Source organism: Cupriavidus sp. C2SS-8b (assembly GCF_057073745.1).
The window spans coordinates 652,043-679,035 of the sequence record NZ_CP172716.1 but is presented as its reverse complement, the minus strand read 5'-3'; the positions used below and the strand labels follow the sequence as shown (position 1 = coordinate 679,035).

The 26,993-nt window shown below is 66.7% G+C and carries 21 protein-coding genes and 1 pseudogene; 17 read left to right on the top strand and 5 right to left on the bottom strand.

Features of this window, described 5'->3' with window-relative positions; genetic code table 11:
• Nucleotides 1-15: 15 nt before the first annotated feature.
• Nucleotides 16-747: a response regulator gene (locus ACIGJB_RS03105; RefSeq protein ID WP_483710538.1), complete on the bottom strand. Its 732-nt coding sequence runs from the start codon at nt 745-747 to the stop codon at nt 16-18.
• 325 nt (nt 748-1,072) lie between these two features.
• Here ACIGJB_RS03105 and ACIGJB_RS03100 point away from each other — a divergent pair, with 325 nt between their 5' ends.
• The 5 genes from ACIGJB_RS03100 to ACIGJB_RS03080 all read left to right on the top strand — a co-directional run bounded on the left by ACIGJB_RS03100 (nt 1,073) and on the right by ACIGJB_RS03080 (nt 11,849).
• Nucleotides 1,073-2,530 carry an MdtA/MuxA family multidrug efflux RND transporter periplasmic adaptor subunit gene (locus ACIGJB_RS03100; protein WP_483731343.1) on the top strand — a complete coding sequence of 486 codons (1,458 nt, stop codon included), beginning with the start codon at nt 1,073-1,075 and terminating at the stop codon, nt 2,528-2,530.
• 9 nt (nt 2,531-2,539) lie between these two features.
• Nucleotides 2,540-5,680, top strand: a complete 3,141-nt coding sequence (locus tag ACIGJB_RS03095) for an MdtB/MuxB family multidrug efflux RND transporter permease subunit (RefSeq protein ID WP_483731342.1) — start codon at nt 2,540-2,542, stop codon at nt 5,678-5,680.
• A complete protein-coding gene (locus tag ACIGJB_RS03090) occupies nt 5,677-8,988 on the top strand; it encodes an efflux RND transporter permease subunit (protein ID WP_483731341.1) in 3,312 nt (1,103 codons plus the stop codon). Before ACIGJB_RS03095 ends, ACIGJB_RS03090 begins: the two co-directional genes overlap by 4 nt.
• Nucleotides 8,989-8,996: 8 nt before the next feature.
• Nucleotides 8,997-10,463: an efflux transporter outer membrane subunit gene (locus ACIGJB_RS03085; RefSeq protein ID WP_483732245.1), complete on the top strand. Its 1,467-nt coding sequence runs from the start codon at nt 8,997-8,999 to the stop codon at nt 10,461-10,463.
• Nucleotides 10,464-10,589: 126 nt separating this feature from the next.
• Nucleotides 10,590-11,849: an IS256 family transposase gene (locus ACIGJB_RS03080; RefSeq protein WP_483730391.1), complete on the top strand. Its 1,260-nt coding sequence runs from the start codon at nt 10,590-10,592 to the stop codon at nt 11,847-11,849.
• Between the two features lie 19 nt (nt 11,850-11,868).
• Here the strand turns inward: ACIGJB_RS03080 and ACIGJB_RS03075 are convergent, their stop codons facing one another.
• On the bottom strand, nt 11,869-12,030 hold the full coding sequence (locus ACIGJB_RS03075) for a hypothetical protein (RefSeq protein WP_483732376.1): 162 nt from the start codon (nt 12,028-12,030) through the stop codon (nt 11,869-11,871).
• Between the two features lie 36 nt (nt 12,031-12,066).
• Nucleotides 12,067-12,972 carry a LysR family transcriptional regulator gene (locus ACIGJB_RS03070; RefSeq protein ID WP_483731340.1) on the bottom strand — a complete coding sequence of 302 codons (906 nt, stop codon included), beginning with the start codon at nt 12,970-12,972 and terminating at the stop codon, nt 12,067-12,069.
• Nucleotides 12,973-13,080: 108 nt separating this feature from the next.
• Here ACIGJB_RS03070 and ACIGJB_RS03065 point away from each other — a divergent pair, with 108 nt between their 5' ends.
• From ACIGJB_RS03065 to ACIGJB_RS03025, 9 genes and pseudogenes are all read left to right on the top strand, one after another.
• On the top strand, nt 13,081-13,533 hold the full coding sequence (locus tag ACIGJB_RS03065) for a PACE efflux transporter (RefSeq protein ID WP_483731339.1): 453 nt from the start codon (nt 13,081-13,083) through the stop codon (nt 13,531-13,533).
• Between the two features lie 147 nt (nt 13,534-13,680).
• A complete protein-coding gene (locus ACIGJB_RS03060; RefSeq protein WP_483731338.1) occupies nt 13,681-14,943 on the top strand; it encodes a flavin-dependent oxidoreductase in 1,263 nt (420 codons plus the stop codon).
• A gap of 49 nt (nt 14,944-14,992) precedes the next feature.
• Complete coding sequence (locus ACIGJB_RS03055) at nt 14,993-16,153, top strand: ABC transporter substrate-binding protein (protein ID WP_483731337.1); 1,161 nt, start codon at nt 14,993-14,995, stop codon at nt 16,151-16,153.
• A gap of 29 nt (nt 16,154-16,182) precedes the next feature.
• Nucleotides 16,183-16,773: a MarR family winged helix-turn-helix transcriptional regulator gene (locus tag ACIGJB_RS03050; protein WP_483732244.1), complete on the top strand. Its 591-nt coding sequence runs from the start codon at nt 16,183-16,185 to the stop codon at nt 16,771-16,773.
• A 61-nt stretch (nt 16,774-16,834) separates the two neighbouring features.
• The gene (gene dacB, locus ACIGJB_RS03045; protein WP_483731336.1) at nt 16,835-18,352 is read left to right on the top strand and encodes a D-alanyl-D-alanine carboxypeptidase/D-alanyl-D-alanine endopeptidase; all 1,518 of its coding nucleotides are present in this window, start codon (nt 16,835-16,837) and stop codon (nt 18,350-18,352) included.
• 40 nt (nt 18,353-18,392) lie between these two features.
• Nucleotides 18,393-18,695 (top strand): annotated as a pseudogene (locus tag ACIGJB_RS03040) (type II toxin-antitoxin system RelE/ParE family toxin).
• Nucleotides 18,696-18,698: 3 nt separating this feature from the next.
• On the top strand, nt 18,699-19,013 hold the full coding sequence (locus ACIGJB_RS03035; protein ID WP_483731335.1) for an addiction module antidote protein: 315 nt from the start codon (nt 18,699-18,701) through the stop codon (nt 19,011-19,013).
• 246 nt (nt 19,014-19,259) lie between these two features.
• A complete protein-coding gene (locus ACIGJB_RS03030; RefSeq protein ID WP_483731334.1) occupies nt 19,260-20,087 on the top strand; it encodes an AzlC family ABC transporter permease in 828 nt (275 codons plus the stop codon).
• Complete coding sequence (locus ACIGJB_RS03025; RefSeq protein WP_483731333.1) at nt 20,084-20,407, top strand: AzlD domain-containing protein; 324 nt, start codon at nt 20,084-20,086, stop codon at nt 20,405-20,407. Before ACIGJB_RS03030 ends, ACIGJB_RS03025 begins: the two co-directional genes overlap by 4 nt.
• Here ACIGJB_RS03025 and ACIGJB_RS03020 read toward each other — a convergent pair.
• Together ACIGJB_RS03020 and ACIGJB_RS03015 are read right to left on the bottom strand one after the other, a co-directional pair.
• Complete coding sequence (locus ACIGJB_RS03020) at nt 20,390-21,553, bottom strand: helix-turn-helix transcriptional regulator (protein WP_483731332.1); 1,164 nt, start codon at nt 21,551-21,553, stop codon at nt 20,390-20,392. The two genes, ACIGJB_RS03025 and ACIGJB_RS03020, sit on opposite strands and share 18 nt — an antisense overlap.
• A 49-nt stretch (nt 21,554-21,602) precedes the next feature.
• Nucleotides 21,603-22,709, bottom strand: a complete 1,107-nt coding sequence (locus tag ACIGJB_RS03015) for a helix-turn-helix transcriptional regulator (protein WP_483731331.1) — start codon at nt 22,707-22,709, stop codon at nt 21,603-21,605.
• A gap of 341 nt (nt 22,710-23,050) precedes the next feature.
• Here ACIGJB_RS03015 and ACIGJB_RS03010 point away from each other — a divergent pair, with 341 nt between their 5' ends.
• The 3 genes from ACIGJB_RS03010 (at nt 23,051) to fba (ending at nt 26,915) form a co-directional block, all read left to right on the top strand.
• Nucleotides 23,051-24,247, top strand: coding sequence for a phosphoglycerate kinase (locus tag ACIGJB_RS03010; RefSeq protein WP_483731330.1), 1,197 nt, complete (start codon nt 23,051-23,053; stop codon nt 24,245-24,247).
• Between the two features lie 37 nt (nt 24,248-24,284).
• The gene (gene pyk / locus ACIGJB_RS03005; RefSeq protein WP_483731329.1) at nt 24,285-25,721 is read left to right on the top strand and encodes a pyruvate kinase; all 1,437 of its coding nucleotides are present in this window, start codon (nt 24,285-24,287) and stop codon (nt 25,719-25,721) included.
• A 129-nt stretch (nt 25,722-25,850) separates the two neighbouring features.
• Nucleotides 25,851-26,915 carry a class II fructose-bisphosphate aldolase gene (fba, locus tag ACIGJB_RS03000; protein WP_483710522.1) on the top strand — a complete coding sequence of 355 codons (1,065 nt, stop codon included), beginning with the start codon at nt 25,851-25,853 and terminating at the stop codon, nt 26,913-26,915.
• Nucleotides 26,916-26,993 lie beyond the last annotated feature (78 nt).

Below are 26,993 nucleotides of genomic sequence, written 5' to 3'. Positions count from 1 at the left end.
GAAGCGGCATGGGCGTCACTGCGGAATGTCTTCGGCTTCGTCGGGCACGAACGTGTAGCCGCGCCCGCGCACGGTCTGGATGTAGCGCGGCCGCTGCGCATCTTCGTCGAGCAGCCGGCGCAGGCGCCAGATCTGCACATCGATGCCGCGATCGCTGATGCCGCTGGCAGTGCCGTACATCAGCTCGACGATGCGCTCGCGCGAAAGCACTTCGAGCGGATGCATCAGCAGCAGCTTGAGCAGCGCGAACTCGGTATCGCTGATCGACAGCACCTGGCCCGCGCGCTGCAGCGAGCGCTGGCGGAAATTCACGCGGAACGGCCCGAAGGCGATCGACTCGCGGTCTTCCGGCGCGGCCGCCGGACGCGCCAGCTTGCGGCGCAGCACGGCATTGATGCGCGCCAGCAGTTCGCGCGGCGAGAACGGCTTGCCAAGGTAGTCGTCGGCGCCGATCTCCAGGCCGACGATGCGGTCGATCTCGTCGCTGCGCGCGGTCAGCAGGATCACCGGGATATCGTCGTTCTTGGCCCGCAGGTTGCGCAGTGCAGTCAGGCCATCGACCTTCGGCATCATCAGGTCGAGCACGATCAGCGCCGGGCGTTCGCGCTCCAGGCGCGCCTGCAGGCCGTCGCCGTCATGCAGCACCGAGACGGCAAAACCTTGCTGGGTCAGGTACTCGCGCAGCAGGTCGCGCAGTTCAGGGTCGTCGTCGACGACAAGGATCTGGGTGGGCTGGTTCGTTCGCATAGGCACATGATAGTCAGGCTGGCCGCTCTCCTGCCGGATCGGGCTTGCGGCTTTGTTTCCGGAGATTACACGGGAGGCGCTGGTAATCCTCTGTAATAAACCGGAGCCGCGCTGAAACACGTGCATCCGGCGTCTCACATTATCCTTGCGGCATGGCATGCCTTTGCGCTGCCCGGCCTACCCGCAGGCCGCTGCCCCACTTGGGCAGAACCCCACGCCAGATGGGGCTAGTGCCGCACCTGATGCGGCATACTGCCAGCATCGCCGCGCCCGAGACCGCGCGAAGAACGCCGGCGCATATCGCGCCGCTCCCAGGATTCCGGAAATGTCCCACCCCGAACAAGGCCAACAACCTAACCCGCCGTCCCCCCCCCCCCAGGACCCACGCTCGTCCCGCCGCAGGCTGATTGCCGCGGCGCTTGTCGTGCTGCTCGCTGGCGGCGGCTGGTACTGGTACAGCCACCGGGGCGCCAGCTCGGATGCGCAGGGGGCACCGGGCGCGCGCGGCCCCGGTGGCGGCGCGAGCGGCCCGGGTGCCGCGGGCCGCGGTGGTCCCGGCGGCCCCGGTGCGCCGCGCTCCCCGGTGGTGGTATCCACGGTGGCGCAGCGCGACATGGACGTGGTCCTGAACGGGCTAGGCAACGTCACGCCGGTGTCCAACGTCACCGTGCGCGCACAGGTGTCGGGCCCGCTGCTCAAGGTGCTGTTCAAGGAAGGCCAGATGGTCAAGGCCGGCGACGTGCTGGCCGAGATCGATCCGCGCCCGTTCCAGGCCGCAGTGGACCAGGCCGTCGGCCAGCTGGCGCGCGACCAGGCGCTGCTGCAGAACGCGCGTCTCGACCAGAAGCGCTACAAGACCCTGCTGCAGCAGGACTCGATCTCCAGCCAGCAGGTCGATACGCAGGATGCGCTGGTGCGCCAGTATGAAGGCGTGGTCAAGACCGACCAGGGCAATGTGGACAATGCGCGGTTGCAGCTGGGCTACACGAAGATCGTCGCGCCGGTGTCGGGCCGCATCGGCCTGCGCCAGGTGGACCCGGGCAATATCGTCAATACGTCCGACACCAACGGCATCGCGCTGATTACGCAGATCCAGCCGATTGCCGTGCTCTACACCATCCCCGAAGACAACCTGCCCGCGGTGCTGAAAAAGCTCAACACGGGCGAGAAAATGCCGGTGCAGGCGTGGGACCGCCAGATGCGCAACCAGCTCGGCGACGGCGCGCTGCTGACCACCGACAACCAGATCGACACCACCACCGGCACGGTCAAGCTCAAGGCGATCTTCCCGAACGCCGACGGCATGCTGTTCCCGAACCAGTTCGTCAATGTGCGCACGCGCGTCGACACCCTGAAGGACGCCACGGTCATTCCGGTGGCGGCCGTGCAGCGCGGCCAGCAAGGCACCTTCGTCTACGTGGTCGACGACAGCAGCAAGGTCAAGGTGCAAGTGGTCACGCTGGGGCCCGGCGACGGCACCCGCACCGCCGTGCTCAAGGGCGTGGAGCCCGGCCAGCGCGTGGTAGTCGATGGCGCCGACCGGCTCAAGGAAGGCATGACCGTGGAAGCCGTGGACCCGGCCGCACGCGCGGCCCAGTTGGTGCCGGCCAGCCAGCCGCGCGGACGCGGACGCCGCCGCGACGGCAGCGGTTGGGGCGGTGCGAGCGGGGCGCATGCCGAAGGCGGCGCGAGCGCACCGCAAGGCGAACACCGCCGCCAGCGTGAAGGTGCCGGTGCCAGCGGCGCGGCGGCCGAGGCCCCCGCCGCGCGCCGCCAGCCGTAAGGAACCCGCATGAACCCGTCACGCCTGTTCATCGAGCGCCCGGTAGCCACGGCGCTGCTGATGCTGGCCATCCTGCTCTCCGGGCTGGTGGCCTACCGGCTGCTGCCGCTGTCCGCGCTGCCCGAGGTGGACTACCCCACCATCCAGGTCACCACGCTTTATCCGGGCGCGAGCCCCGATGTGATGACCTCGTCGATCACCGCGCCGCTCGAACGCCAGTTCGGGCAGATGCCCGGGCTCAAGCAGATGTCGTCGTCCTCGTCGGGCGGCGCGTCGGTGATCACGCTGCAGTTCGAGCTGACGCTGCCGCTCGACGTGGCCGAGCAAGAGGTGCAGGCGGCCATCAATGCCGGCAGCAACCTGCTGCCGTCCGACCTGCCGATGCCACCGGTCTACAGCAAGGTCAACCCGGCCGACGCGCCGATCATGACCATTGCCATGACCTCCGACACGCTGCCGCTGCCCAAGCTGCAGGACATGGTCGACACGCGCGTGGCGGCCAAGATTTCGCAGATCCAGGGTGTGGGCCTGGTCACCATCAGCGGCGGCCAGCGCCCCGCGGTGCGCATCCAGGCCAACCCGACCGCGCTGGCGTCGCTGGGCATGTCGATCGACGACCTGCGCACCGCCATCGGGGCGGCCAACGTGAACGGCGCCAAGGGCAGCTTCGACGGCCCGGCGCGCGCGTCGACCATCGACGCCAACGACCAGCTGCGCTCGGCCGACGAGTACAAGCAGATCATCATCGCCTACCAGAACGGCGCGCCGATCCGCATCACCGACGTGGCGGACATCGTCGACGGGCCCGAGAACAGCCGCCTGGCAGCGTGGGCCGGCGGCAACCCCGCCATCATCCTCAACATCCAGCGCCAGCCCGGCGCCAATGTGATCGAGGTGGTGGACCGCATCAAGACGCTGCTCCCGCAGCTGCGTACCGCGCTGCCGGCGTCGGTGCACGTGCAGCTCATGACGGACCGCACCACCACCATCCGCGCGTCGGTGCACGATGTCCAGTTCGAACTGTTCCTGGCCATCGCGCTGGTGGTGATGGTCATCTTCGTGTTCCTGCGCAATGTCTCGGCCACGATCATCCCCGGCGTGGCGGTGCCGCTGTCGCTGGTTGGCACGTTCGGCGTGATGTACATGGCCGGCTTCTCGATCAACAACCTGACGCTGATGGCGCTGACCATCGCCACCGGTTTCGTGGTCGATGACGCCATCGTCATGATCGAGAACATCATGCGCTACATCGAGGAAGGCGATTCCCCGATGGCAGCCGCGCTCAAGGGCTCGAAGCAAATCGGCTTCACCATCATCTCGCTGACGTTTTCGCTGGTGGCCGTGCTGATCCCGCTGCTGTTCATGGGCGATGTGGTCGGCCGCCTGTTCCGCGAGTTCGCCATTACGCTGGCGGTATCGATCCTGATCTCCGCCGTAGTCTCGCTGACGCTCACGCCGATGATGTGCGCGCGTCTGCTGCGCCACGTGCCGGAGGCACAGCAATCGCGCTTCCACAAGGCCACCGGGCGCTTCTTCGACAACGTGATCCGCCGCTACGGCGTCGCGCTCGAGTGGGTGCTGGACCGCCAGAGGGCCACGCTGGTGGTGGCCATCGCCACGCTGGTGCTGACCGTGCTGCTGTACCTGCTGGTGCCCAAGGGCTTTTTCCCGGTGCAGGACACCGGCCTGATCCAGGGCATCACCGAAGCCGCGCAAACCACGTCGTTCCAGGCCATGGGACTCAAGCAGCAGGCCGCGGCCAAGGTGGTGGCCGAAGACCCGGCCGTGGCCAGCGTGTCTTCCTTCATCGGCGTCGATGGCTCCAACACCACGCTCAACGCCGGGCGCATGCTGATCAACCTCAAGCCCAAGGGCGAGCGCGAATCGATCGACGTGGTCTCGCAGCGACTGCAGCACGCGGTGGAGAAACTTGGCGGCATTTCGCTCTATACGCAGCCGGTGCAGGACCTGACGATCGAAGACCGCGTGTCGCGCACGCAATACCAGTTCACGGTGGAAGATCCCGATCCGAAGAACCTGTCAACCTGGGTGCCGCGCCTGGTCGAGCGCCTGCGCCAGGAGCCCGAACTGCGCGATGTGGTCAGCGACCAGCAGAACAACGGCCTGCGCGCCTATGTCGACATCGACCGCGATGCGGCCGCGCGCTTCGGCATCACCACGGCGGTGATCGACAGCGCGCTGTACAGCGCCTTCGGCCAGCGGCTGGTGTCGACCATCTTCACGCAGTCTAGCCAGTACCGCGTGGTGCTCGAAACCATGCCCGAATTCCGCAAGGACCCGCAGTCGCTCGCGGAACTGCGCCTGCCCTCCTCGTCCGGCGGACAGGTGCCGCTGGGCGCGTTCGCGCGCATCAGTGAACGCACGGGCCCGCTGGTGATCAACCACCAGGGGCAGTTCCCGGCCGCAACGATCTCGTTCAACCTGGCGCCGGGCGAATCGCTGGGTGCGGCGGTCGACAAGATCACCAAGGTCGAGCAGGAGCTTGGCCTGCCGATCTCGATGCAGACCGAGTTCCAGGGCGCCGCGCTGGCGTTCCGCGCCTCGCTGTCGAACACGCTGTGGCTGATCCTGGCCGCGGTGGTGACGATGTATATCGTGCTGGGCGTGCTGTATGAAAGCACCATCCACCCGGTGACCATCCTGTCGACGCTGCCGTCGGCGGGCGTGGGCGCACTGCTGGCGCTGCTGCTCGCCGGGCAGGACCTGGGCATCATCGCGATCATCGGCATCATCCTGCTGATCGGCATCGTCAAGAAGAACGCCATCATGATGATCGACTTCGCGCTCGAGGCCGAGCGCGAGGGCGGCATGGCGCCGCGCGACGCCATCTTCCAGGCCTGCCTGCTGCGCTTCCGCCCGATCCTGATGACCACCATGGCCGCGCTGCTGGCCGCGCTGCCGATGATGCTCGGCACCGGCATCGGCTCGGAACTGCGCCGCCCCCTGGGCGTGACCATGGTCGGCGGCCTGCTGGTGAGCCAGGTGCTGACGCTGTTCACCACGCCCGTTATCTACCTGGCCTTCGACCGCGTCGCCTATCGCCTCAAGGACTGGCGCAAGCGCCGCTTCGGCGATCCGGAAGAAGGCGGCACGGATGAAGGCGATCCGTCGGCAGCGGGGCCGCGATGAACCTGTCCGCCACGTTCATCCACCGGCCGGTCGCCACGGCGCTGCTCACCATCGGCATCCTGCTGGCAGGGCTGGCGGCGCTGCGGCTGCTGCCGGTGTCGCCGCTGCCGCAGGTGGATTTCCCGACCATCTCGGTCTCGGCCTCGCTGCCCGGAGCAAGCCCGGAGACCATGGCCGCCACGGTGGCCACGCCGCTGGAGCGCGCGTTGGGCACCATCGCCGGCGTGACGGAAATCACCTCCAGCAGCTCGCTTGGCTCGACCCGCGTGACGCTGCAGTTCAACCTGTCGCGCGATATCGACGGCGCCGCGCGCGACGTGCAGGCGGCCATCAATGCGTCGCGCGCCACGCTGCCGACCAGCCTGCCGAACAACCCGACCTACCGCAAGGTGAACCCCGCCGACGCGCCGATCATGATCATCGCGCTGACGTCGCCGACCATGACGCGCGGCCAGCTCTATGACGCGGCGTCGACGATCCTTTCGCAGAAACTGTCGCAGGTGGAAGGCGTGGGGCAAGTGACGATCGGCGGTTCGTCGTTGCCGGCGGTGCGCGTGGAATTGAACCCGACAGCGCTGAACAAGTACGGCATCTCGCTCGAGGACGTGCGCAATACCATCAGCGCCACCAATGCCAACCGGCCGCTGGGCACGCTGGAGAACCGCTCGAACAACTGGCAGGTCTACGCCAACGACCAGGCGATGAAGGCGAGCGACTACATGCCGCTCGTCATCCGCTATGCCACGCCGGGCACGTTCTCGTCGGCGTCGGCCGGCGCGCTGATCGCCAGCACCGCCAACGCCGCGGCCATGGGCGGCGTGAGCACGAAGGTGGTCAATGGCGTGACCGTGACCACGATCACCACCAGCAGCGGCACCACCACCGTGACCAGCGGCGCCACCGGCGGCAACAACGCCACCAAGGGCCCCAACGCCTTCGCCGTGCCCGTGCGCCTGCAGGACGTGGCCAGCGTGGTCGATTCCGTGCAGGACATCCGCAACGCGGGCTCCGCCAACGGCAAGCCGTCGGTGCTGCTGGTGCTCAACCGCTCGCCGGGCGCGAACATCATCGAGACCGTCGACCGCGTGCGCGACATGCTGCCCAAGCTGCAGAAGATGATCCCCGCAGCCATCTCGATGGACGTGATGATGGACCGCACCCCGACCATCCGCGCGTCGCTGCGCGAGGTCGAGCACACGCTGATGATCTCGGTGGCGCTGGTGATCATGGTGGTGTTCCTGTTCCTGCGCAATGTGCGCGCAACGTTCATCCCCAGCGTAGCCGTGCCGGTATCGCTGATCGGCACGTTCTCGGTGATGTACCTGGCCGGGTTCTCGCTGAACAACCTGTCATTGATGGCGCTGACCATTGCCACCGGCTTCGTGGTGGACGACGCCATCGTGGTGCTCGAGAACATCTCGCGCCATATCGAGGAAGGCATGAAGCCGCTCGCCGCCGCGCTGCGCGGCGCGCGCGAGGTCGGCTTCACGGTGCTGTCGATGAGCCTGTCGCTGATCGCGGTGTTCATTCCGCTGCTGATGATGGGCGGCATCGTCGGGCGCCTGTTCCAGGAGTTCGCCATCACGCTGTCGGTGGCCATCCTGGTGTCGCTGGTGGTGTCGCTGACCACCACGCCGATGATGTGCGCGCGACTGCTGCGCCCGGCGGTGCCCGAGGAAGAGCAAGGCCGCTTTTTCCGCGCCAGCGAACGCGTGTTCCGCTGGCTGCATGACAGTTATGCACGCACGCTGGCCGTGGCGCTGCGCTACAGCGCGGTGGTGTGGCTGGTGCTGCTGGCCACGGTGGCGCTCAATGTGTGGCTGTACGTGATCGTGCCCAAGGGCTTCTTCCCGCAGCAGGACACGGGCCGCCTGATCGGCTTCATCCGCGCCGACCAGGCCACCTCGTTCCAGGCCATGCAGCCGAAGCTGGACAACTTCATCCGCATCGTCCAGTCCGACCCGGCCGTGGAAAACGTCACCGGCTTCACCGGCGGTTCGCAGCGCAACACCGGGCAGATGTTCGTCACGCTCAAGCCGCTGTCGCAGCGCAAGGAGAGCGCGGACGCGATCGTCGCCCGGCTGCGCGTCAAGCTGGCGAAGGAGCCCGGCGCGAGCCTGTTCCTCACGCCCGTGCAGGACATCCGCGTCGGCGGCCGGCAGAGCAGCTCGCAGTACCAGTTCACGCTGCAGTCGGACGACCTGCAGGTGCTGCGCGACTGGGAACCGAAGATGCGCGCGGCCATCTCGAACATCAAGGGTATCGAGGACGTCGACACCGATACCAATGACAAGGGCCTGCAGACCTCGGTGATCATCGACCGCGATGCCGCATCGCGCCTGGGCGTCACGGCGCAGCAGGTCGATGCGGTGCTCAACGACGCGTTTGGCCAGCGGCTGGTGTCGACCATCTACAACCCGCTCAACCAGTACCGCGTGGTCATGGAACTGAGCCAGGAATACCTGCAGGGGCCGCACGCGCTGAACGACATCTACGTGGTCACCGGCAACGGCCGCCGCGTGCCGCTGTCGGCGTTCGCCACGGTCATGCCTACCAGCACGCCGCTGGGCGTGAACCACCAGGGGCAGTTCGCCGCGTCGACGATCTCGTTCAACCTGGCCGAAGGATTCTCGCTGTCGCAGGCGACCGATGCGGTCAAGCGCGCCATGGCCCAGATCGGCGCGCCAGAGACGCTGCAGGCCAACTTCCAGGGCGGCGCCAAGGCGTTCCAGGATTCGCTCAAGAGCCAGCCGATCCTGATCCTGGCGGCCATCATCACGATCTACATCGTGCTGGGCATCCTGTATGAAAGCTATGTCCACCCGCTGACGATCTTGTCGACGCTGCCGTCCGCGGGCGTGGGCGCGCTGCTGGCGCTGCTGGCGTTCAAGACGGAGTTCAGCATCATCGCGCTGATCGGCGTGATCCTGCTGATCGGCATCGTGAAGAAGAACGCGATCATGATGATCGACTTCGCCATCGATGCCGAGCGGCGCGACGGCCTGTCGCCGCGCGACGCCATCCACCGCGCCTGCCTGCTGCGTTTCCGCCCGATCCTGATGACCACCATGGCGGCGCTGCTGGGCGCAGTGCCGCTGGCCATCGGCCGCGGCGACGGCGCCGAGCTGCGCGCGCCGCTGGGCATCTCGATCGTGGGCGGGCTGGTGGTGAGCCAGTTGCTGACCCTGTACACCACGCCGGTGGTCTACCTGACGCTGGACCGCTGGCGCCTGAAAGTGAAGGCCTGGCGTGAACGCCGCCGCGGCGGCCCGCGCGATGCCGCGCCCGCTACCGGCACTGAATCATGAAGACGATGATGAACTCCCTCTCCCGCCTCCTCACCCTTGGCGCGCCGGTGCCGCTGGCGTGCGCGCTGCTGCTCGCCGGATGCGCCGTGGGTCCCGACTACAAGCGGCCCGATGCGCCGGTCTCGCCCGCGTTCAAGGAAGCGCCTGCCGACGCCGAAGCCTGGACCGGCGAGTGGAAGACCGCCGAACCGCAGGACGCCCACGCGCGGCCGCAGTGGTGGCAGGTGTTCGGTGACAGCCAGCTCGACGCGCTAATGTCGCAGGTGCAGATTTCCAACCAGAACATCAAGGCTGCGGAAGCGCAGTACCGGCAGGCGCTGGCCTCGCTGCAGGCCGCGCGGGCGGGCTTCTTCCCGACCGTGGATGCGCAAGCGGGCGTCTCTCGCGCGCGCGGCGCGAGCGGCAACACGCTCAATGGCCAGAGTGCGACGCTGGGCGCGACCTGGGAACTTGACGTCTGGGGCCGCGTGCGGCGGCAGGTGGAAAGCAGCGAAGCAACCGCGCAGGCCAGCCAGGCGGACCTGGCCTCGACCCTGCTGTCGACGCAGGCGACGCTGGCGCAGAGCTATTTCCTGCTGCGCATTGCGGATGCGCAGAAAGCGCTGCTGGACCGCACCGTGGCCGACTATGCGAAGTCGCTGCAGCTCGTGCAGAACCAGTACAAGGCCGGCACCGCGCAGCGCTCCGACGTGCTGCAGTCGGAAACGCAGCTCAAGAGCGCGCAGGCGCAGCAGCTCGATATCCAGATCACGCGTGCGCAGCTTGAGCATGCGATCGCCGTGCTGGTGGGCAAGCCGCCTGCGGACCTGACACTCGGGCAGGCCGATCTCGCCAACGCCCCGCCGCGCGTGCCGGCGGCGGTACCTTCGCAACTGCTTGAGCGGCGGCCCGACATTGGCGCAGCAGAGCGTCGCATGGCATCGGCCAACGCACAGATCGGCGTGGCGCAGGCCGCTTATTACCCGACGTTGTCGCTGTCGGCCAGCGGTGGGCTGACGGCCAGCACGCTGGCGCGCTGGATGTCACTGCCCGATCGCGTCTGGTCACTCGGCGCGGGGCTGGCCGGCACGCTGTTCGATGGTGGCCTGCGTAGCGCGGCCAAGGCGCAGGCCGTGGCCGCCTATGACCAGACCGTTGCCAATTACCGGCAGACCGTGTTGGGCGCGTTCCAGGAAGTCGAGGACAACCTCGCCGCGCAGCGGCTGCTCGAACAGGAATCGGTAGTGCAGAACGATGCGGTGCGGGCGGCGCGCGATGCGCTGGCGCTGGTCAATAATCGCTATCGGGCTGGGACGGCAAGCTTGCTTGATGTGCTGGTCGCACAGACTACGGCTTATACGGCTGAACGGACGGCGCTGACGTTGATGGGCAGGCAGTACACGGCTAGCGTGGTGCTGATCAAGGCGTTGGGAGGTGGGTGGCATCAGGAGGAATTGGGCGGTGGGGCGGCGGCCGCTACAGTTGGGCAAAGGTAAATGTAGCTGCCATCGGTAGGACGCCTACGGGGGCGCTGCGCGCGGCTCGGAGCCCGGATTTTTTGGCCGCGGGGGCCTGTCAGAAATTTTGTGTTTAGGGCATAACATGTCGCCAAGGAGCATGTCATGCCACGTAGAAACAAGACGAGTCAGGCCGCCGATCGTGAGCTGCCGATCATTCCCGAGGATCTGATCGCCCATTTCGTAAAGGGCCCGATGACTGCCGAGGCCGTGCAGGACGCCTCAATGGCATTCAAGAAGGCCCTGATCGAGCGGGCCTTGGGCGCTGAACTCGGTCATCATCTGGGCTACCCGGCTGGCGCTGAGCGCCCAGCCGGCACAGCCAATCAACGCAATGGCAAGAGTGCTAAGACGGTTTTGACCGAGGACGGGCCGCTGCGAGTGGATATTCCGCGCGACCGCGACGGCAGCTTCGATCCGATCCTGATTCCCAAGCACGAGCGGCGCTTCACCGGGTTCGACGACAAGATCGTCGCCATGTACGCCCGCGGCATGACCGTGCGCGAGATCCAGGCGTTTCTGGCCGAACAGTACGGCACCGAGGTGTCGCCAGAATTCATCAGTTCTGTAACTGATGCAGTCATGGACGAGGTCACCACCTGGCAAGCCCGCCCGCTGGAGGCGATGTACCCGGTGGTGTTCTTCGACGCGCTGCGGGTCAAGATGCGTGAGGACGGCGTGGTACGCAACAAGGCCGTCTATCTGGCCTTGGGCGTGCTGCCCGACGGCACGCGCGACATCCTGGGCCTGTGGATCGAGAGCACCGAAGGCGCCAAGTTCTGGATGAAGGTGTTCAACGACCTGAAGATCCGCGGCACGCAGGACATCCTGATTGCAGTGACCGACGGGCTCAAGGGCATGGAACAGGCCCTGAACGCGGTGTTCCCGGCCACGACGCTACAGACCTGCATCGTGCATCTGATCCGAAACAGCTTGAGCTACGCCGGTTGGAAAGAGCGCCGGACCGTGGCTGCGGCGCTTAAGCCCGTGTACACCGCGCCCACTGTTGAGGCGGCGCTGGCCGAACTGGCGGCGTTCGAGCAGAGCGAATGGGCTAAGAAGTACCCCCCGATCGCCGCGTCCTGGCGTCGCGCCTGGGATCAGGTGATCCCGTTCTTTACATTCCCACCGGCGATCCGCAAGATCATCTACACGACGAACGCGATCGAGAGCATCAACGCGCAACTACGTAAGATCATCAAGACCCGGGGGCACTTCCCCAGTGACGAGGCGGCAACGAAGCTGCTATGGCTGGCCCTGCGCAACATCACCGGTAAGTGGGGCAGCTCAACGCATGACTGGAAGGCTGCCATGAACCAGTTTGCGATTCTCTATGAGGAACGCTTTACCCACCCGCATCACTGAGATAATCCTGGCTCACCGGTTAAGTCGACGGTGCGCCTTTAACTGCCCTGAACACAAAAACGCTGACAGGCCCGGCATCTTTGTTCTGGACCTGCGCCAGCAGTTGATCGATCAGTTCATCAGGGAACAGCTTGGGTGCCTTCGGGCTCTTGCTCTTCTTGGTCACTGTTGTGTCGGTCATAGGACGTTTCCGTAATCGTCTCATGACCTCGTCACACTAAAAATCTGACAGGCTCGGCCGCGGCAATGCCTGCCCGCAAATCCTCTCCCGTAACCACCGCGCCGCCTTGCCAGGCGGGCGCTGCTTCTGCCACACCAGTTCCAGCGCCACCGGCCAGTCCTGTTCCTGGAACGCCAACGGCGGCGACACAAGCTGCGCCGCCGCCGGTGAATTGGCCACCACGTGCCACGGCACGAATGCCCATCCAAGCCCCCGTTTGACCAATTCGACAATCACCCACTGGCTTTCGACCCACCAGACGTCCGATGCCACGCGCAGCCGCATCTTCTCCTCACTATCGGTGCGCGTCGCGACCATGAGCTGGCGGTAGCGCTTCAGTTCTTCCCAGTCGACGCGCTGGCCGCCCGCCAGCGGATGATCGGGCGCGCACAGAATCTTCATCGGCACCCAGCCCAGCGCGTGGAAACCTAATGCCGGCGGCAAAATCTCCTGCCGCCACATGATGCCCAGATCCGCGCCGCCTTCAATCACCAGCCGGCTGACGTCCTCCATCAAGGGAAACAGCAACTCCAGCTCGACTGCGGGAAAGCGACCGGAAAATTCCTCAAGCAGCATGCCGAGCGTTTCTTCGGGATACAACTCGTCCACCGCCAGGACCAGCCGCGTCTCCACGCCCTCGCCCAGGCTCATGGCCACGCCACGGAAATGCTCGCAGCGCTCCAGGATCACGCGCGCCTCGACCAGCAGCCGTTCGCCGGCCGGGGTCAGCACCGGATAGCGGCCGGAACGGTCGAACAGCGCATTGCCAATATCGATCTCGAGATTCGCCACCGCCGCGCTGATCACCGACTGAGCCTTGCCCAGCCGACGCGCGGCGGCGGAAAAGGAACCCGTATCGGCGGCTGCGGCGAAGGCCTGAAGCTGTTCAAGGGAAAGGGACATGACAAGGGTCGGCGGTCGATGTATCGGTTTTGACGATACTACCTAACTTGGCATTCCCGGCAAAGCAGATAGACTCCAACCCCATCGCTTCATATGCAGGAGAGCCTTATGCGCAACACCCGTGACCGGATCCGCCACGCCGTCGGCTTTGAAGTCATCGGCCTGCTGGCGTTCGCGCCGCTTGCCAGCGTGGTGTTCGGCTACGAGTTGCACCAGATGGGACTGATCGGCGCGGTCGCGTCGCTGATCGCAGCGGGCTGGAACTACGTCTACAACGTGCTCTTCGACAAGGCCATGCTGCGGTTCACCGGGCAGCTGCGCAAATCGGTCTTCGTGCGCGTGCTGCACGCCGTGCTGTTCGAGCTTGGCCTGCTGGTGGTGTTCCTGCCGTCGGTGGCCTGGTACCTCGATATCAGCCTGGTCGACGCGCTGATCATGGACATTGCCGTGGCCGGCTTCTATATGGTCTATGCGCTGATCTACAACTGGCTCTACGACATCGTCTTCCCGGTGCCGTCGCTCAAGGCCGACAAGCGCGAAAGCGGCGCCGCGCTGGGCTGACGTCCCGCCCGCGCACGCGGGTATTTCCCGAGCCCGAGACGCCTTGTCCGGCCGGATCGAATAGTTATACTCCGTAACTAAATTCGAACCGGTCGGGCAAGGCGTCTTTTGCTTTGCCCCGCCGGCGCGCCATGACGGGGAATCCACATGAAGATCGCAATCGCCGGCGGGGGCATCGGCGGACTGACGCTGGCGCTGCTGTGCCACCAGCAAGGCATCGAGACTGAAGTCTGGGAAGCCAGCGAAAACCTGCGCCCGCTGGGCGTGGGCATCAACCTGCTGCCGCACGCGGTGCGCATCCTGTGCGCGCTGGGCCTGCGCGACGCGCTGGCCGGGATGGCGGTCGAGACCTCGTCGCTGTCCCATTTCAACAAGTTTGGCCAGCGCATCTGGCATGAGCCGCGCGGCCTTGCCGCCGGCTATGACTGGCCGCAGTTCTCGATCCATCGCGGCGAGTTCCAGATGCTGCTGCACCGCACCGCCGTCGAACGTCTCGGCGCGGATCGCGTGCATACCGGCCACGCGTTCGAGTCGGTACTGAGCACCGGCGCGCGCGCCGGCGAGCCGGTGCGCTTCAGCCTGCGGCGCCGGCACGACCAGGCCGAGGTGCAAGCCAGCGCCGACATCCTGGTCGGCGCGGACGGCATCCATTCGGCGGTGCGCCGGCAGTTCTATCCGACGGGCGACGCGCCGCGCTTTTCGCGCCGCATGCTGTGGCGCGCCGTCACCGAAGCGCCGCCTTATCTCGATGGCCGCTCGATGTTCATGGCGGGACACCAGGACCAGAAGTTCGTCGCGTATCCCATTTCCGAGCCGCTGCGCCGGCAGGGGCGCTCGCTGATCAACTGGATCGCCGAGCTGCGCGTTCCGGGCGATGTCTCCGACACGCCGCCGCGCAGCGACTGGAACCGCCAGGTCGACAAATCGGTGTTCCGCGACGCGTTCGCGGGCTGGCAGTGGGACTGGATCGACATTCCCGCGCTGATCGACGGCGCCGCCGCCATCTACGAATTCCCGATGGTCGACAAGGACCCGCTGCCGCGCTGGACTTTCGACCGCGTCACGCTGCTCGGCGATGCCGCGCACCCGATGTATCCGATCGGCTCGAACGGCAGCGCCCAGGCGATCCTCGATGCGCAGTACCTGCTGCAGAGCCTGCTCGGCACGCGCGACATGGCCTATGCGCTGCGCGAGTACGAGGCCGAGCGCCTGCCGCGCACCGCCGGCATCGTGCTGCGCAATCGCATGAACGGCCCCGAGCAGGTCATGCAGCTGGCAGAGGAACGTGCGCCGCAGGGCTTTGCCGAGATCGACCAGGTGATTCCGCGCGCCGAGCTGGAGGCGATCGCGCTGGGCTACAAGCAGCTCGCGGGCTTCGACCCGCAGTCACTGCAAGCGGCCCGGCGCTGAAGATCGATACAAGATTCACGAGCCATAACAACGAGAGGAGACACCCACCATGACGCCCCTGCGCCCGCGCATCCTTCCCCTGCTGATCCACTTGGCTGCGGCCGCGGCACTGTCCGGCGCGGCCGGCGTGGCGATGGCCGACGTGACCGTCGGCGTGAGCCTGTCGACGACCGGACCATCGGCGTCGCTGGGCATTCCGCAGAAGAACAGCATGGCCTACCTGCCGGAACGCATCGGCGGCGAAGCCATCCGCTACGTGGTGCTCGACGATGCGTCGGACCCCACGCAGGGCACCAAGGTGGCGCGGCGCTTCGTCACGGAGGACAAGGTCGACATCATCCTCGGCTCGTCGGCGGTGGCGCCATCGATCGCCATTGCGGAAGTGGCCGATGAGAGCCAGACCGTGCAACTCGCGTTCTCGCCGATCGAACTGAAGCCCGGACGCGGGGCCTGGACCTTCCGGCTGGCCCAGCCGGTGCGCCTGATGGCGGAAGCACTGGCCGCCACGGCAAAGGCCAATGGCGTGAAGACCATGGCCTTCATCGGCTTTGCCGACGCCTATGGCGAGACGTGGCTCAAGGACTTCACGACAGCCGCGAACGCGGCCGGCATCCGCCTGGTCGCCACCGAGCGCTACGGCCGGGCCGATACCAGCGTGACGGCCCAGGCCATCAAGCTGATCGCGGCCAAACCGGACGCCATCATGATTGCCGGCGCCGGCACCGGCGCGGCGCTGCCGCACACCACGCTGCGCGAGCGCGGCTACAACGGCCCGGTCTACCACACCCACGGCGCGGCCACCAAAGACCTGATCCGCATCGGCGGGCGCGCCGTCAATGGCGCCATCCTGCCGGCCGGGCCGGTGATCGTGCCGGAGCAGCTGCAAGCCGGCAATCCGGTACGGCAGCCGGGGCTGGACTATGTCGGCCGTTACGAAAAGCAGTACGGCGCGGAAAGCCGCACGCAGTTCGGCGCGCATGCCTATGACGCCGGACTGGTGCTGCAGCGGATCGTTCCGGTCGCGCTCAAATCCGGCAAGCCGGGCACGCCGGAATTCCGCCAGGCGCTGCGCAAGGCGCTGGAGACCGAGCGCGACATCGTGGTGTCGCACGGGGTACTTAACTACAGTGGGCAAGACCACTATGGCTTCGACCAGCGTGGGCGCGTTATGCTGATAATCGAGAACGGCAACTGGAAACTGCTCAAATGAGCCCTGAACCGTCAGACGCCCCCGTCGACATGGCACCGCATCCGGTCGCGACGGCCGCCGCCGAGCGCGGCACGCCAAAGCGCACGCGCGCCGCGGCCCCGCGGCGCAAACCCCGCGAGCCTCTGGCGCCCGATCCCGCAGCGCCCGGGACGGCGGCCGACAGCGGCTTCGACCCGCATGTGCCCGATATCGACTACGGCGTGCTCGACACCCTGGTCGGCTACGCGATCCGCCGCGCGCAGATCCGCATCTACGAGGACTTTGTCGCGTCGCTGGCGCATTGGCAGATCACGCCGCCGCGTTTCTCGGCACTGGTGATCATCTCCCGCAACCCGAAACTGAAGCTCACCGAACTGGCCCGCATCCTCGGTATCGCGCGCTCCGGGGCGGTGTTGCTGGTCGATGCGCTGGAAGAGATGGGCCTGGTCGCCCGCCGCCCCGCTCCCGAGGACCGCCGCGCCTACAGCCTGGTACTGACACCGACCGGCAAGCGCACGCTCGCGGCCGCGAAGCAGGCGGTCGTCGCCCATGACGCGCACGTGGCCTCGGCACTGACCGAGCAGGAGCAGGCCACGCTCAAGTCGCTGCTCGGACGCCTGGCGCCGCCGCGCGCGCAGTAATCGGGCCGATACCCGATGGCTGCCGGACGTGTCATCCGGCAGCCATCGGCCATGCGTTAACATGGCCGCCATGCCAAGAAGAATCACCGTATTTTGCGCGGCCGCCGCCCTGCTGCTTGCCGCCGCCCAGCCTTCCGTCCTCGCCCGTCCCGCCAAGGCCGCCAGAACTTCCGCCAGCACGCGGCCCGATGCCGCGCTGGTGCGCGCGGGCCTGCCGGCCCAGGTCGCCGCGGCGCTGCAACGCGCGCACGTGCCGGCCAGCGCGGCCAGCTTCTACGTGGTCAAGGTCGGTGCCCCATCGGCGCGCGCGAGCTGGAACGCGCAGCAGCCGATGAACCCGGCGTCGACCATGAAGCTGGTCACCACCTTTGCCGGCCTGCAGCTGCTTGGCCCCGACTACCGCTGGCAGACTTCGCTCTACGCCGACAGCCAGCCGGACGGCTACGGCACCGTCAACGGCAACGTCTACCTGCGCGGGCGCGGCGACCCGAAACTGGTGCCCGAGGAAATGGCCAAGCTCGTGGCCAGCGCGCGCGCGGGGGGCGCCACCACGATCAATGGCGACGTGGTCCTCGACCGCAGCTACTTCGCCGACGGCCTGAACGGCAACGGCACCATCGACGGCGAAGTGCAGCGCGCCTACAACGTCGGCCCCGACGCGTTGCTATACGCGTTCAAGACACTGTCGTTCACGCTGACGCCCGATGACGCGAACCGGTCCGTGGCAGTGACGGTCACGCCGGCCCTCGCGCAACTGCGATTGGACAATCGCCTGACGCTGACCAACGGCCGCTGCGGCGATTGGCAATCGAGCGCCACGCCGACCGTGGCGCCGCAAGGGGACGGCACGGTGGTGGCGTCGTTCTCGGGCGCCTATGCGAGCGATTGCGGCGAACACGTGCTCAATATCGCCGCGCTGTCGCACAGCGAATTCACCTGGGGTGGTTTCGTCGCCGAATGGCAGGCCGCGGGCGGGCGCTTCGCGCACCTGCCGGCGCTGCGCGGCGGCACGGTTCCGCGCGGCGCGGTGCTTCTGGCCCGGCACTACGGCCAGCCGCTGGGCGCGATCGTACGGGACATCAACAAGTACTCGAACAACGTGATGGCGCGCCAGCTGTTCCTGACCATCGGCGCCGAAATGGATCGCGGCGGCCCTGCCAGCACGGCCCGCTCCACGCGCGTGGTGCAGCGCTGGCTGAGCCGCCAGGGCCTGGACATGCCAGGGCTGGTGCTCGACAACGGCTCGGGCCTGTCGCGCGAGGAACGCATCAGCGCCTATGACATGGCGCGGCTGCTGCAGCAGGCGGTGGCCAGCAATGTCGGCCCGACGCTGCTCGATTCGCTGCCGATCCTCGGCGTCGATGGCACGCTGCGCAACCGGCTCACGCGCGCCAACGCGGCCGGCAATGCCTATCTGAAGACCGGCACGCTGCAGGACGTGCGCGCACTGGCCGGCTATGTGGATGCGCTCAACGGCGACCGCTATGTGGTGGTGAGCTTTATCAACCACCCAAATGCGTCGCAGGCGCAGGAAGCGCACGATGCGCTGATGCAGTGGGTGTATCGCGGCGCACCTTGACGCGTTGTCATCGCGTCCCCCATGGGTTACAGTGCCTGGCATGAACCCGCTTACGATCCTCCGCACCGATGCATTCATGGATTGGCTTGCCGGTCTGCGCGACAAGTTGGCCAAGGCGGCCATCGCCCTGCGCCTTGAGCGTGCCGCGCAGGGAAATCTCGGAAAACGTGAAACCGGTTGGCGAAGGCGTGTCTGAAATGAAGGTGGACGTAGGGCCGGCTACCGAGTGTATTTCGTGCAGCGCGGCGCGGTGCTGGTCGTCGTGCTTTGCGGTGGCGACAAGTCATCGCAACAGCGCGACATTGAGCGTGCCAAGCAACTGGCGAAGCAACTGGAGGACTGAACCGTGAAAATCAGCGAACTGAAGGAATTCGACGCCGCCGAAGTGCTCACGGATGAAGAAACGATCCGACATTACCTGGCACTGGCATTCGAGGAGGGCAATCCCCATGCTATCCAGGTGGCACTTGGCACCGTCGCTCGTGCGCGCGGCATGAGTGCGCTGGCGCGCGATGCCGGCGTGAAGCGCGAAGCACTGTACCGCGCGCTGTCGGGCACCGGCAATCCGGAATTCTCGACCATCATGAAGGTGCTCAGCGCGCTGGGACTGCACCTGACCATCGCGCCGCCCGGCACGCCAGCCGAACACGCCAGCGCATGAAATAGCTTGAGCGTGGCGGCGCCTTCCTTCATGGCTTGCACGCTCGCGTTTCCACTGCACCCCGATTCAGGGGCACGCGCCGTGGACAGATCCACGACCTCGCAGGCGAATGCCAGGGGCCAGTCAACGCTGGCCTAGATTTTCTTAAGCGCCCACTTACCAAACCGCCAAGCGCCCCTATAATGGCGCAATGCCGGCAGCCCCCGCTGCGCCGGCGCCCTCCGCGCAGTTTCCCCGACATTGCCCATGAATTCCCCACAACCCTCGGCCTGGTTGCGCCTCTGGCATCGCATTGCACCGGCCGAGCGCGCCTCGTTTATCGAAGGCGTGCGCTTCTTTGCACCGTCGCTGCCCGCCGTGTTCTCGTGGGGCCTGGTCACGGGCGTGGCGATGAGCAAGTCCGTGATGACGGTGCCCGAGGCCATCGGCATGTCGCTGCTGGTCTATGCCGGCTCGGCGCAGCTCGCGGTGCTGCCGCTGTTCGCGGCCGGACTGCCGTTGTGGACGGTGTGGCTGACCGCGGCCATCGTCAACCTGCGCTTCGTGATCTTCAGCGCGGGCCTGCAGCCCCATTTCAGCTATATGCCGCTGTGGCGCCGTACGCTGCTGGGCTCGTTCAACGGCGACCTGCATTTCGTCTATTTCATGCAGCGCTACAGCACGCCGGGCTACGAGCCCGGCAAGGAAGGCTATTTCTGGGGCATGGCGCTGGCCAACTTCGCCATGTGGCAGACCTCGTCGATCATCGGCATCGTGCTGGCGAGCCTGTTCCCGGACAGCTGGGGCCTGGGGCTGGCCGGCACCATGGCGCTGATCCCGGTGATGTTCGCCACCATCAATTCGCGCTCGACGCTGCTGGCCGTGGTGGTATCGGCCATCCTCGCGCTGCTGTGCTTCGACCTGCCCTACCGGTTGAGCCTGGTGGTGGCGGTGATCGGCGCCATTGCCGCCGGCATGGCCAGCGACGAGCTGGCCGCGCGCGCCACGCTGCGCCGCATCTACAGCCGCAAGACTTCGGCGCAGTCCTCGGGCGAGTCGGCGGTCACGCGGGCGGAACAGGGAGACCGGGCATGAGCCATACGGAAATCTGGATCGCGCTCGCCGGCATGGCGGTGGTCACCATCGTCACCCGCGCGCTGTTCCTCATGGCGGGCGAACACGTGACCGTGCCGGACCGGCTGCAGCGCGCGCTGCGTTATGCGCCGGCAGCCGCGCTCGCGGCCATCATCCTGCCCGACCTGATGACCTGGCACGGCCATTTCACGCTGGCGCCGTCCAACTACAAGCTCGTGGCCGGCATCAGCGCGGGCGTGTTCTACCTGTTCACGCGCCGCATGGTAGGCATGATCGCGGCGGGCATGGCGGTCTACACCGCACTACGCCTGCTCGCCTGACGGAGCCTGCCCGGCGCCGAGCACCACGCCAAGCCGCGTCAGCAGGTGCGCCAGTTGCGCCTGCGTGCCGGTGCCGGTCTTGGTGAAGATCGCCTTGAGCTGCGTGCGGCTGGTCTCGCGCCGGATGCCGAGCTGCTCGCAGGCCTCCGGCAGGCCGATGCCCGTGGTCAGCAGCATGGCCAGCCGGATCTCGGCGGGCGTGAGTCCGTACAGTTCGCGCAGCACGCCGGCAATGCCCATGGCCTGCGCGCCGGCCTCATGCACCGCAACCAGCACGGCCGGGTGCTGCCAGTCGACGGCAAGATGGTGGGCCACCGGCAGCGGCAGCACCACGACCTGGGCCTCGCGGCCGTCCGGGCCGGTCGCCCGCAGCGCCTGCGCCGGCTGCACGATGGCCGGATCGACGGCGGCGCGCAGCACCTCCGGGAACGGTCGCGACAGCCGCCATTCTTCGGCCTTGGTCGATCCACCGGCGGCGCCGGCCCCAAGCGCCGCAATGGGCAGCAGCCGGCGGCTCCACGCCTCGCCGGCCTGGTTCGCCAGCAGGACCTGGCCGTCCTCGGTAAAGACAATCACGGCAAAGGGCAGCCGCTCCAGCAACTCCGCCGAGACATGCGCGAGCGTCGACACCTGGCGCGTGCGGTCGCGCAGCGCGATGGCGTGGCGCACGTGCGGAATGGCCCAGTCCAGCGCACGGGCATCTTGCGTCGAATAGCGCGCACCGCCCTGTGGCCGCTGCAGCGACAGGAAAACCTCGTAGTGCGGCTGCCGCTCGATCAGGCAGGCCATCAGCGACGACAAGCCGTACTGCCGGAAGAATTCGCCATAGAACGGCAGGCTGCGCATGGCCTGCTCGCCCAGCTCGCGCGAGTCGATGTACCAGTCGCCCACGGTCAGCTGCGAGACGAACGGGATCGCCGGATCCAGCGCCTCGTAGTAGTCGCGGTAGGCGGCGACTTCTTCGGGCACCGGGTTGACCACCTGGTTGACCAGCACACGGTCGCGCACCGTATCGCGCACCACCAGCGCCGCGTGGATGCTGCCGCTGGACTGGCACAGCGCGGCCAGGCTGCGCTGCCAGGCATCGGCATCGAAGATGCCCTGGTAGAGCGCGCGAATGGTGTCGTGCATCTCGTCTTCGTTCATTGCCTTTCCTGCTTGTTCTTGTCAGGGCAATTGCCGGGCCGCGGCGGGTTCAGTCCCCTTCCAGTGCCGCCGCCAGCCGGGACAGCAGGTGCGAAAGCTGCGCCTGGCTGGTCGTGCCGGTCTTGTGGAATACGGCCTTGAGCTGGGTGCGGGCGGTCTCGTGACGGATGCGCAGCTGCTCGCTGGTTTCGGGCAGGCCCTGCCCGGTGACCAGGGCGGTGGCAAGGCGGGTCTCGGCGGGCGTGAGGCCGTACAGTTCGCGCAGCACCGTGCCGAGCTTCGGCGGCGTGGGGCCGTCTTCATGCACGACCACGAGCGCGGCCGGCTCCTGCCATTCTGAAGCGAAGGCGTGTGCCGGCGGCAGCGGCAGCACGATCACCTGTGCGCCATGGCCGTTGCCATCGGTGGCGCGCGCGGCCTGGGCCGCGGCGGCGCGCTGCGGATCGCAGGCGGCCTGCAGCATCTCGTCGAACGGGCGCGACAGCGTCCATTCCGATACCTTGCCGGCCGGGTGCAGGCGCCGCGCCCACTGCTCGCCGGCGCGATTGCCCATCAGCACCTGCCGCCGCGGCGACATGACCAGCAGCGCGAAGCTCAGGCGCTCCACCAGCTGCGACGACAGGCTGGCCAGCGTCGACAGGCTGTGCGTGCGGTCCCGCAGGGCCATGGCGCTGCGCATGTGCGGGACCACCCACGCCAGGCCGCGCGCATCGTCGCTCGAGAACACCGGCTGCGACATGGCGCGCTGCATCGAGAAATAGACCTCGTAGTGCGGCTGCCGCGCGACGAGGCAGGCCACGTAGGAACGCAGGTCGAAGCGGTTGAAGAAATCTCGGTAGAACGGATGGCGCGACATGGCACCCTCGCCCAGGTCGCGCGCATCGATATACCAGTCGCCCGGCTTCATGCGCGGCGCGAAATGCTTGGCCGGATCGATGGACTGGAAGTTGCTCTCGTATTCGCCGAACAGCTCCGCCACCGGATTGACGATCTCGTTGACGGTGACCTGGTCGCGCACCGTATCCCACACCATCATCGAGGCGTGCGCGGTACCTGCCATCTCGGTGAGGGTGCGCAGGCTCCCTTGCCACGCACCAGGGTCAAGAATGCCCTCGTACAAGCCACGGATCGCGCCATGCATGTCCGCTTCGTTCATCTGCTTCCCCTGCATTCACGACGAATTGTCCGCCCGGCAGGCTTGTGGCTTGCCCGGTGGCTTATTGTTGTTATGGCCGCTGTAGACCGGCTCTGTGCTCCTACGTGTCTGACATTGCAGACTTTGCATACATTACCGCACTCGGGGCAGGAGCACGATATACCCGGCACCCTGCTTTCGTGGGGAGCGATGTCGGCCAGCACACCCTCCAGACCCGGCTTGTGCATAAATAAGCACATCAAAGGTGCGGGTTGGTCCGGAATCGTCTAGGCAATGACCACGATCAGGTAAAATGCTTGTTTCCCCGAAATTTCAGCGAAATCTCGCGCCATCACACCGTCATGACCTCCGTCCTGCGTCTATCCGACCTCATCTCCCAAGGCAAACTCTCCGGCAAGCGTGTGTTCATCCGCGCCGACATGAATGTGCCGCAGGACGACGCCGGCAACATCACCGAGGACACCCGCATCCGCGCGTCGGTGCCGGCCATCGAGGCCTGCCTGGCCGCCGGCGCCGCGGTGATGGTCACGTCGCACCTGGGCCGTCCGACCGAGGGCGAATTCAAGCCGGCCGATTCGCTGGCGCCTATCGCCAAGCGCCTGTCGGAACTGCTCGGCAAGCCGGTGCAGCTGGTGCAGAACTGGGTCGATGGCGTCGAAGTCGCGCCGGGCCAGGTGGTGCTGCTGGAAAACTGCCGCGTGAACAAGGGCGAGAAGAAGAACAGCGACGAACTGGCACAGAAGATGGCCAAACTGTGCGACGTCTATGTCAATGACGCCTTCGGCACCGCCCACCGCGCCGAAGCCACCACGCACGGCATCGCCAAGTACGCACCGATCGCCTGCGCAGGCCCGCTGCTGGCCGCCGAGATCGACGCGCTGGGCAAGGCCCTGGGCCAGCCGGCGCGTCCGCTGGTGGCGATCGTGGCCGGCTCCAAGGTTTCGACCAAGCTGACCATCCTGAAGTCGCTGGCCAGCAAGGTGGACAACCTGATCGTCGGCGGCGGCATCGCCAATACTTTCCTGCTGGCCGCCGGCCTGAAGATCGGCAAGTCGCTGGCCGAGGCCGACCTGGTCGCAGACGCCAAGGCCATCATCGACATCATGGCCGCGCGTGGCGCCTCGGTGCCCATTCCCGTGGACGTGGTCTGCGCCAAGGAATTCAGCGCCACCGCCGCCGCCACGGTCAAGGACGTCAAGGACGTGGCCGATGACGACATGATCCTCGACATCGGTCCGAAGACCGCCGCGCAACTGGCCGAGCAACTGAAGGCCGCCGGCACCATCGTCTGGAACGGTCCGGTGGGCGTGTTCGAATTCGACCAGTTCGGCAACGGCACCAAGGTGCTGGCCGAGGCCATCGCTGATTCGAAGGGCTTCTCGATCGCCGGTGGCGGCGATACGCTGGCCGCCATCGCCAAGTACGGCATTGCCGACCGCGTGGGCTATATCTCGACCGGCGGCGGCGCGTTCCTGGAATTCCTGGAAGGCAAGAAGCTGCCCGCGTTCGAAGTGCTGGAGCAACGCGCGGCCGGCTGAGGCCAGATTCGCCCATGTCCGCACAAGGATCTCCGCCATGACCCGCTCGACCAAGATCGTTGCCACCATCGGCCCCGCCTCCAGCTCGCTGGAGGTGCTGACGCGCATGATCGCGGCCGGTGTCGACGTGGTGCGGCTGAACTTCTCGCACGGCACCGCGCAGGACCATATCGACCGCGCGAAGCTGGTGCGCGAAGCCGCGCAGGCGTGCGGGCGCGAGGTGGCCATCATGGCCGACCTGCAGGGCCCGAAGATCCGCGTCGGCAAGTTCGAGAATGGCAAGATCACGCTCAAGCCGGGCGATCCGTTCGTGCTCGATTCGGCCTGCCAGCTCGGCAATGAAGGGCGCGCCGGCCTGGATTACAAGGACCTGCCGCGCGACGTTGGCCCCGGCGACCTGCTGCTGCTCAACGACGGCCTGATCGTGCTGGTGGTGGACCGCGTGCTCGGCAACGAGATCTTTACCACGGTGCGCATCGGCGGCGAGCTGTCCAACAACAAGGGCATCAACCGCCAGGGCGGCGGGCTGTCGGCGCCAGCGCTGACGGCCAAGGACATGGACGACATCAAAACCGCCATGGCCCTGGGCGCGGACTATGTCGCGGTGAGCTTCCCCAAGAATGCCACCGACATGGAAATGGCCCGCCAGCTCGCGGCGGTGGCCGGCCAGCCGCACGGCCACAAGGCGCGCATGATCGCCAAGATCGAGCGCGCTGAGGCCATCAATCCGGGCGTGCTGGAAGAAATCCTGCTGGCTTCGGACGGCATCATGGTCGCCCGCGGCGACCTGGCCGTGGAAGTCGGCAATGCCGCCGTGCCGGCGTTGCAGAAGCGCATGATCAAGCTGGCGCGCGAGGCCAACAAGCTGACCATCACCGCCACGCAGATGATGGAAAGCATGATCGTGAACCCGGTGCCGACGCGCGCCGAGGTCTCCGACGTGGCTAATGCCGTGCTCGACGGCACCGACGCGGTGATGCTGTCGGCCGAGACCGCCGCGGGACGCTATCCGGTGGAAACCGTCGAGGCCATGGCCGCGGTCTGCATCGAGGCCGAGAAGTCCGAGGTGGTGCAGCTCGACACGGACTTCCTCAACCAGACCTTCTCGCGCATCGACCAGTCGGTGGCGATGGGCGCGCTGTTCACCGCCTATCACCTGCAGGTGAAGGCGATTGCCGCGCTGACCGATTCGGGCGCGACCGCGCTGTGGATGAGCCGGCACCGCATCCACGTGCCGATTTATGCGATGACGCCGAACGTGGCGTCGCAGCGCAAGATGCAGCTGTACCGCAACGTCGTGCCACTGCCGCTGCAGGCCAGCACTGACCGCGACACCGCGCTGGAGCAGGCCGAAGAGCTGCTGCTCGCGCAGGGCGTGGTGCAGCGCGGCGATTTCATCGTGCTGACTATTGGCGAGCCGATGGGCCAGCCCGGCGGTACCAACACCCTCAAGATCGTCAGGGTGGGAAGTTGAAGCCATGTGTGCGGCGGCAGGCAGAGGCACGGCGGCAAGCGGTTCAGAATGGCCTGTCCGGCAGCCGCGGTGAAACCCGCCAGCAGAACAAGATCCAGAGACACCCCATTTACCTTCAGGAGTTTTGACATGCCACTCGTATCGATGCGCCAGCTGCTCGACCACGCTGCCGAAAACGGCTATGGTCTGCCGGCATTCAACGTGAACAACCTCGAGCAGGTCCAGGCCATCATGCAGGCGGCCGACGAGGTCAATGCCCCGGTCATCATGCAGGCCTCGGCAGGCGCCCGCAAATACGCCGGCGAACACTTCCTGCGCCACCTGATCGAAGCCGCGGTCGAAGCCTACCCGCACATTCCGGTGGTGATGCACCAGGACCACGGCCAGTCGCCGGCGATCTGCCAGGCCGCGATCGACCTGGGCTTCTCGTCGGTGATGATGGACGGCTCGCTGCGCGAAGACGGCAAGACGCCGGCCGACTACGAGTACAACGTCGACGTGACCCGCAAGGTCGTGCAGCTGTCGCACGCAATCGGCGTGACCGTCGAAGGCGAACTGGGTTGCCTGGGCTCGCTGGAAACCGGCGAAGCCGGTGAAGAAGACGGCATCGGCGCCGAAGGCAAGCTGGACCACTCCATGCTGCTGACCGACCCCGAGCAGGCCGCCGACTTCGTCAAGGCCACCCAGCTCGACGCGCTGGCCATCGCCATCGGCACCTCGCACGGCGCCTACAAGTTCACGCGCAAGCCGACCGGCGACATCCTGGCAATCAACCGCATCAAGGAAATCCACGCGCGCATCCCCAACACCCACCTGGTGATGCACGGCTCGTCGTCGGTGCCGCAGGAACTGCTGGAAGAAATCCGCAAGTTCGGCGGCGACATGAAGGAAACCTACGGCGTGCCGGTCGAGGAAATCCAGGAAGCGATCAAGTACGGCGTGCGCAAGATCAACATCGACACCGACATCCGCCTGGCCATGACCGGCGCGATCCGCCGCTTCTTCGCCGAGAACCCGAGCAAGTTCGATCCGCGCGAATACCTGAAGCCGGCCCGCGAAGCCGCCAAGCAGGTTTGCAAGGCCCGCTACATCGCCTTCGGCTGCGAAGGCCAGGCCGGCAAGATCAAGCCTGTGTCGCTGACGGATATCGCCAGCCAGTACAAGTCGGGCAAGCTTGCCCAGGTTGTGCAGTAATGTCCCCTGACCGCCATCCGCGCATGTGGATGGCGGTTTGACGTTCCGGCCGCCGCGGCAGCATTCAGTGCCCGGCGG

Coding starts and splice junctions, on each gene's coding strand:
- ACIGJB_RS03105 (WP_483710538.1), bottom strand. CDS start 747: ATGCGAACGAACCAGCCCACCCAGATCCTTGTCGTCGACGACGACCCT.
- ACIGJB_RS03100 (WP_483731343.1), top strand. CDS start 1,073: ATGTCCCACCCCGAACAAGGCCAACAACCTAACCCGCCGTCCCCCCCC.
- ACIGJB_RS03095 (WP_483731342.1), top strand. CDS start 2,540: ATGAACCCGTCACGCCTGTTCATCGAGCGCCCGGTAGCCACGGCGCTG.
- ACIGJB_RS03090 (WP_483731341.1), top strand. CDS start 5,677: ATGAACCTGTCCGCCACGTTCATCCACCGGCCGGTCGCCACGGCGCTG.
- ACIGJB_RS03085 (WP_483732245.1), top strand. CDS start 8,997: ATGAACTCCCTCTCCCGCCTCCTCACCCTTGGCGCGCCGGTGCCGCTG.
- ACIGJB_RS03080 (WP_483730391.1), top strand. CDS start 10,590: ATGCCACGTAGAAACAAGACGAGTCAGGCCGCCGATCGTGAGCTGCCG.
- ACIGJB_RS03075 (WP_483732376.1), bottom strand. CDS start 12,030: ATGACCGACACAACAGTGACCAAGAAGAGCAAGAGCCCGAAGGCACCC.
- ACIGJB_RS03070 (WP_483731340.1), bottom strand. CDS start 12,972: ATGTCCCTTTCCCTTGAACAGCTTCAGGCCTTCGCCGCAGCCGCCGAT.
- ACIGJB_RS03065 (WP_483731339.1), top strand. CDS start 13,081: ATGCGCAACACCCGTGACCGGATCCGCCACGCCGTCGGCTTTGAAGTC.
- ACIGJB_RS03060 (WP_483731338.1), top strand. CDS start 13,681: ATGAAGATCGCAATCGCCGGCGGGGGCATCGGCGGACTGACGCTGGCG.
- ACIGJB_RS03055 (WP_483731337.1), top strand. CDS start 14,993: ATGACGCCCCTGCGCCCGCGCATCCTTCCCCTGCTGATCCACTTGGCT.
- ACIGJB_RS03050 (WP_483732244.1), top strand. CDS start 16,183: ATGGCACCGCATCCGGTCGCGACGGCCGCCGCCGAGCGCGGCACGCCA.
- dacB (WP_483731336.1), top strand. CDS start 16,835: ATGGCCGCCATGCCAAGAAGAATCACCGTATTTTGCGCGGCCGCCGCC.
- ACIGJB_RS03030 (WP_483731334.1), top strand. CDS start 19,260: ATGAATTCCCCACAACCCTCGGCCTGGTTGCGCCTCTGGCATCGCATT.
- ACIGJB_RS03025 (WP_483731333.1), top strand. CDS start 20,084: ATGAGCCATACGGAAATCTGGATCGCGCTCGCCGGCATGGCGGTGGTC.
- ACIGJB_RS03020 (WP_483731332.1), bottom strand. CDS start 21,553: ATGAACGAAGACGAGATGCACGACACCATTCGCGCGCTCTACCAGGGC.
- ACIGJB_RS03015 (WP_483731331.1), bottom strand. CDS start 22,709: ATGAACGAAGCGGACATGCATGGCGCGATCCGTGGCTTGTACGAGGGC.
- ACIGJB_RS03010 (WP_483731330.1), top strand. CDS start 23,051: ATGACCTCCGTCCTGCGTCTATCCGACCTCATCTCCCAAGGCAAACTC.
- pyk (WP_483731329.1), top strand. CDS start 24,285: ATGACCCGCTCGACCAAGATCGTTGCCACCATCGGCCCCGCCTCCAGC.
- fba (WP_483710522.1), top strand. CDS start 25,851: ATGCCACTCGTATCGATGCGCCAGCTGCTCGACCACGCTGCCGAAAAC.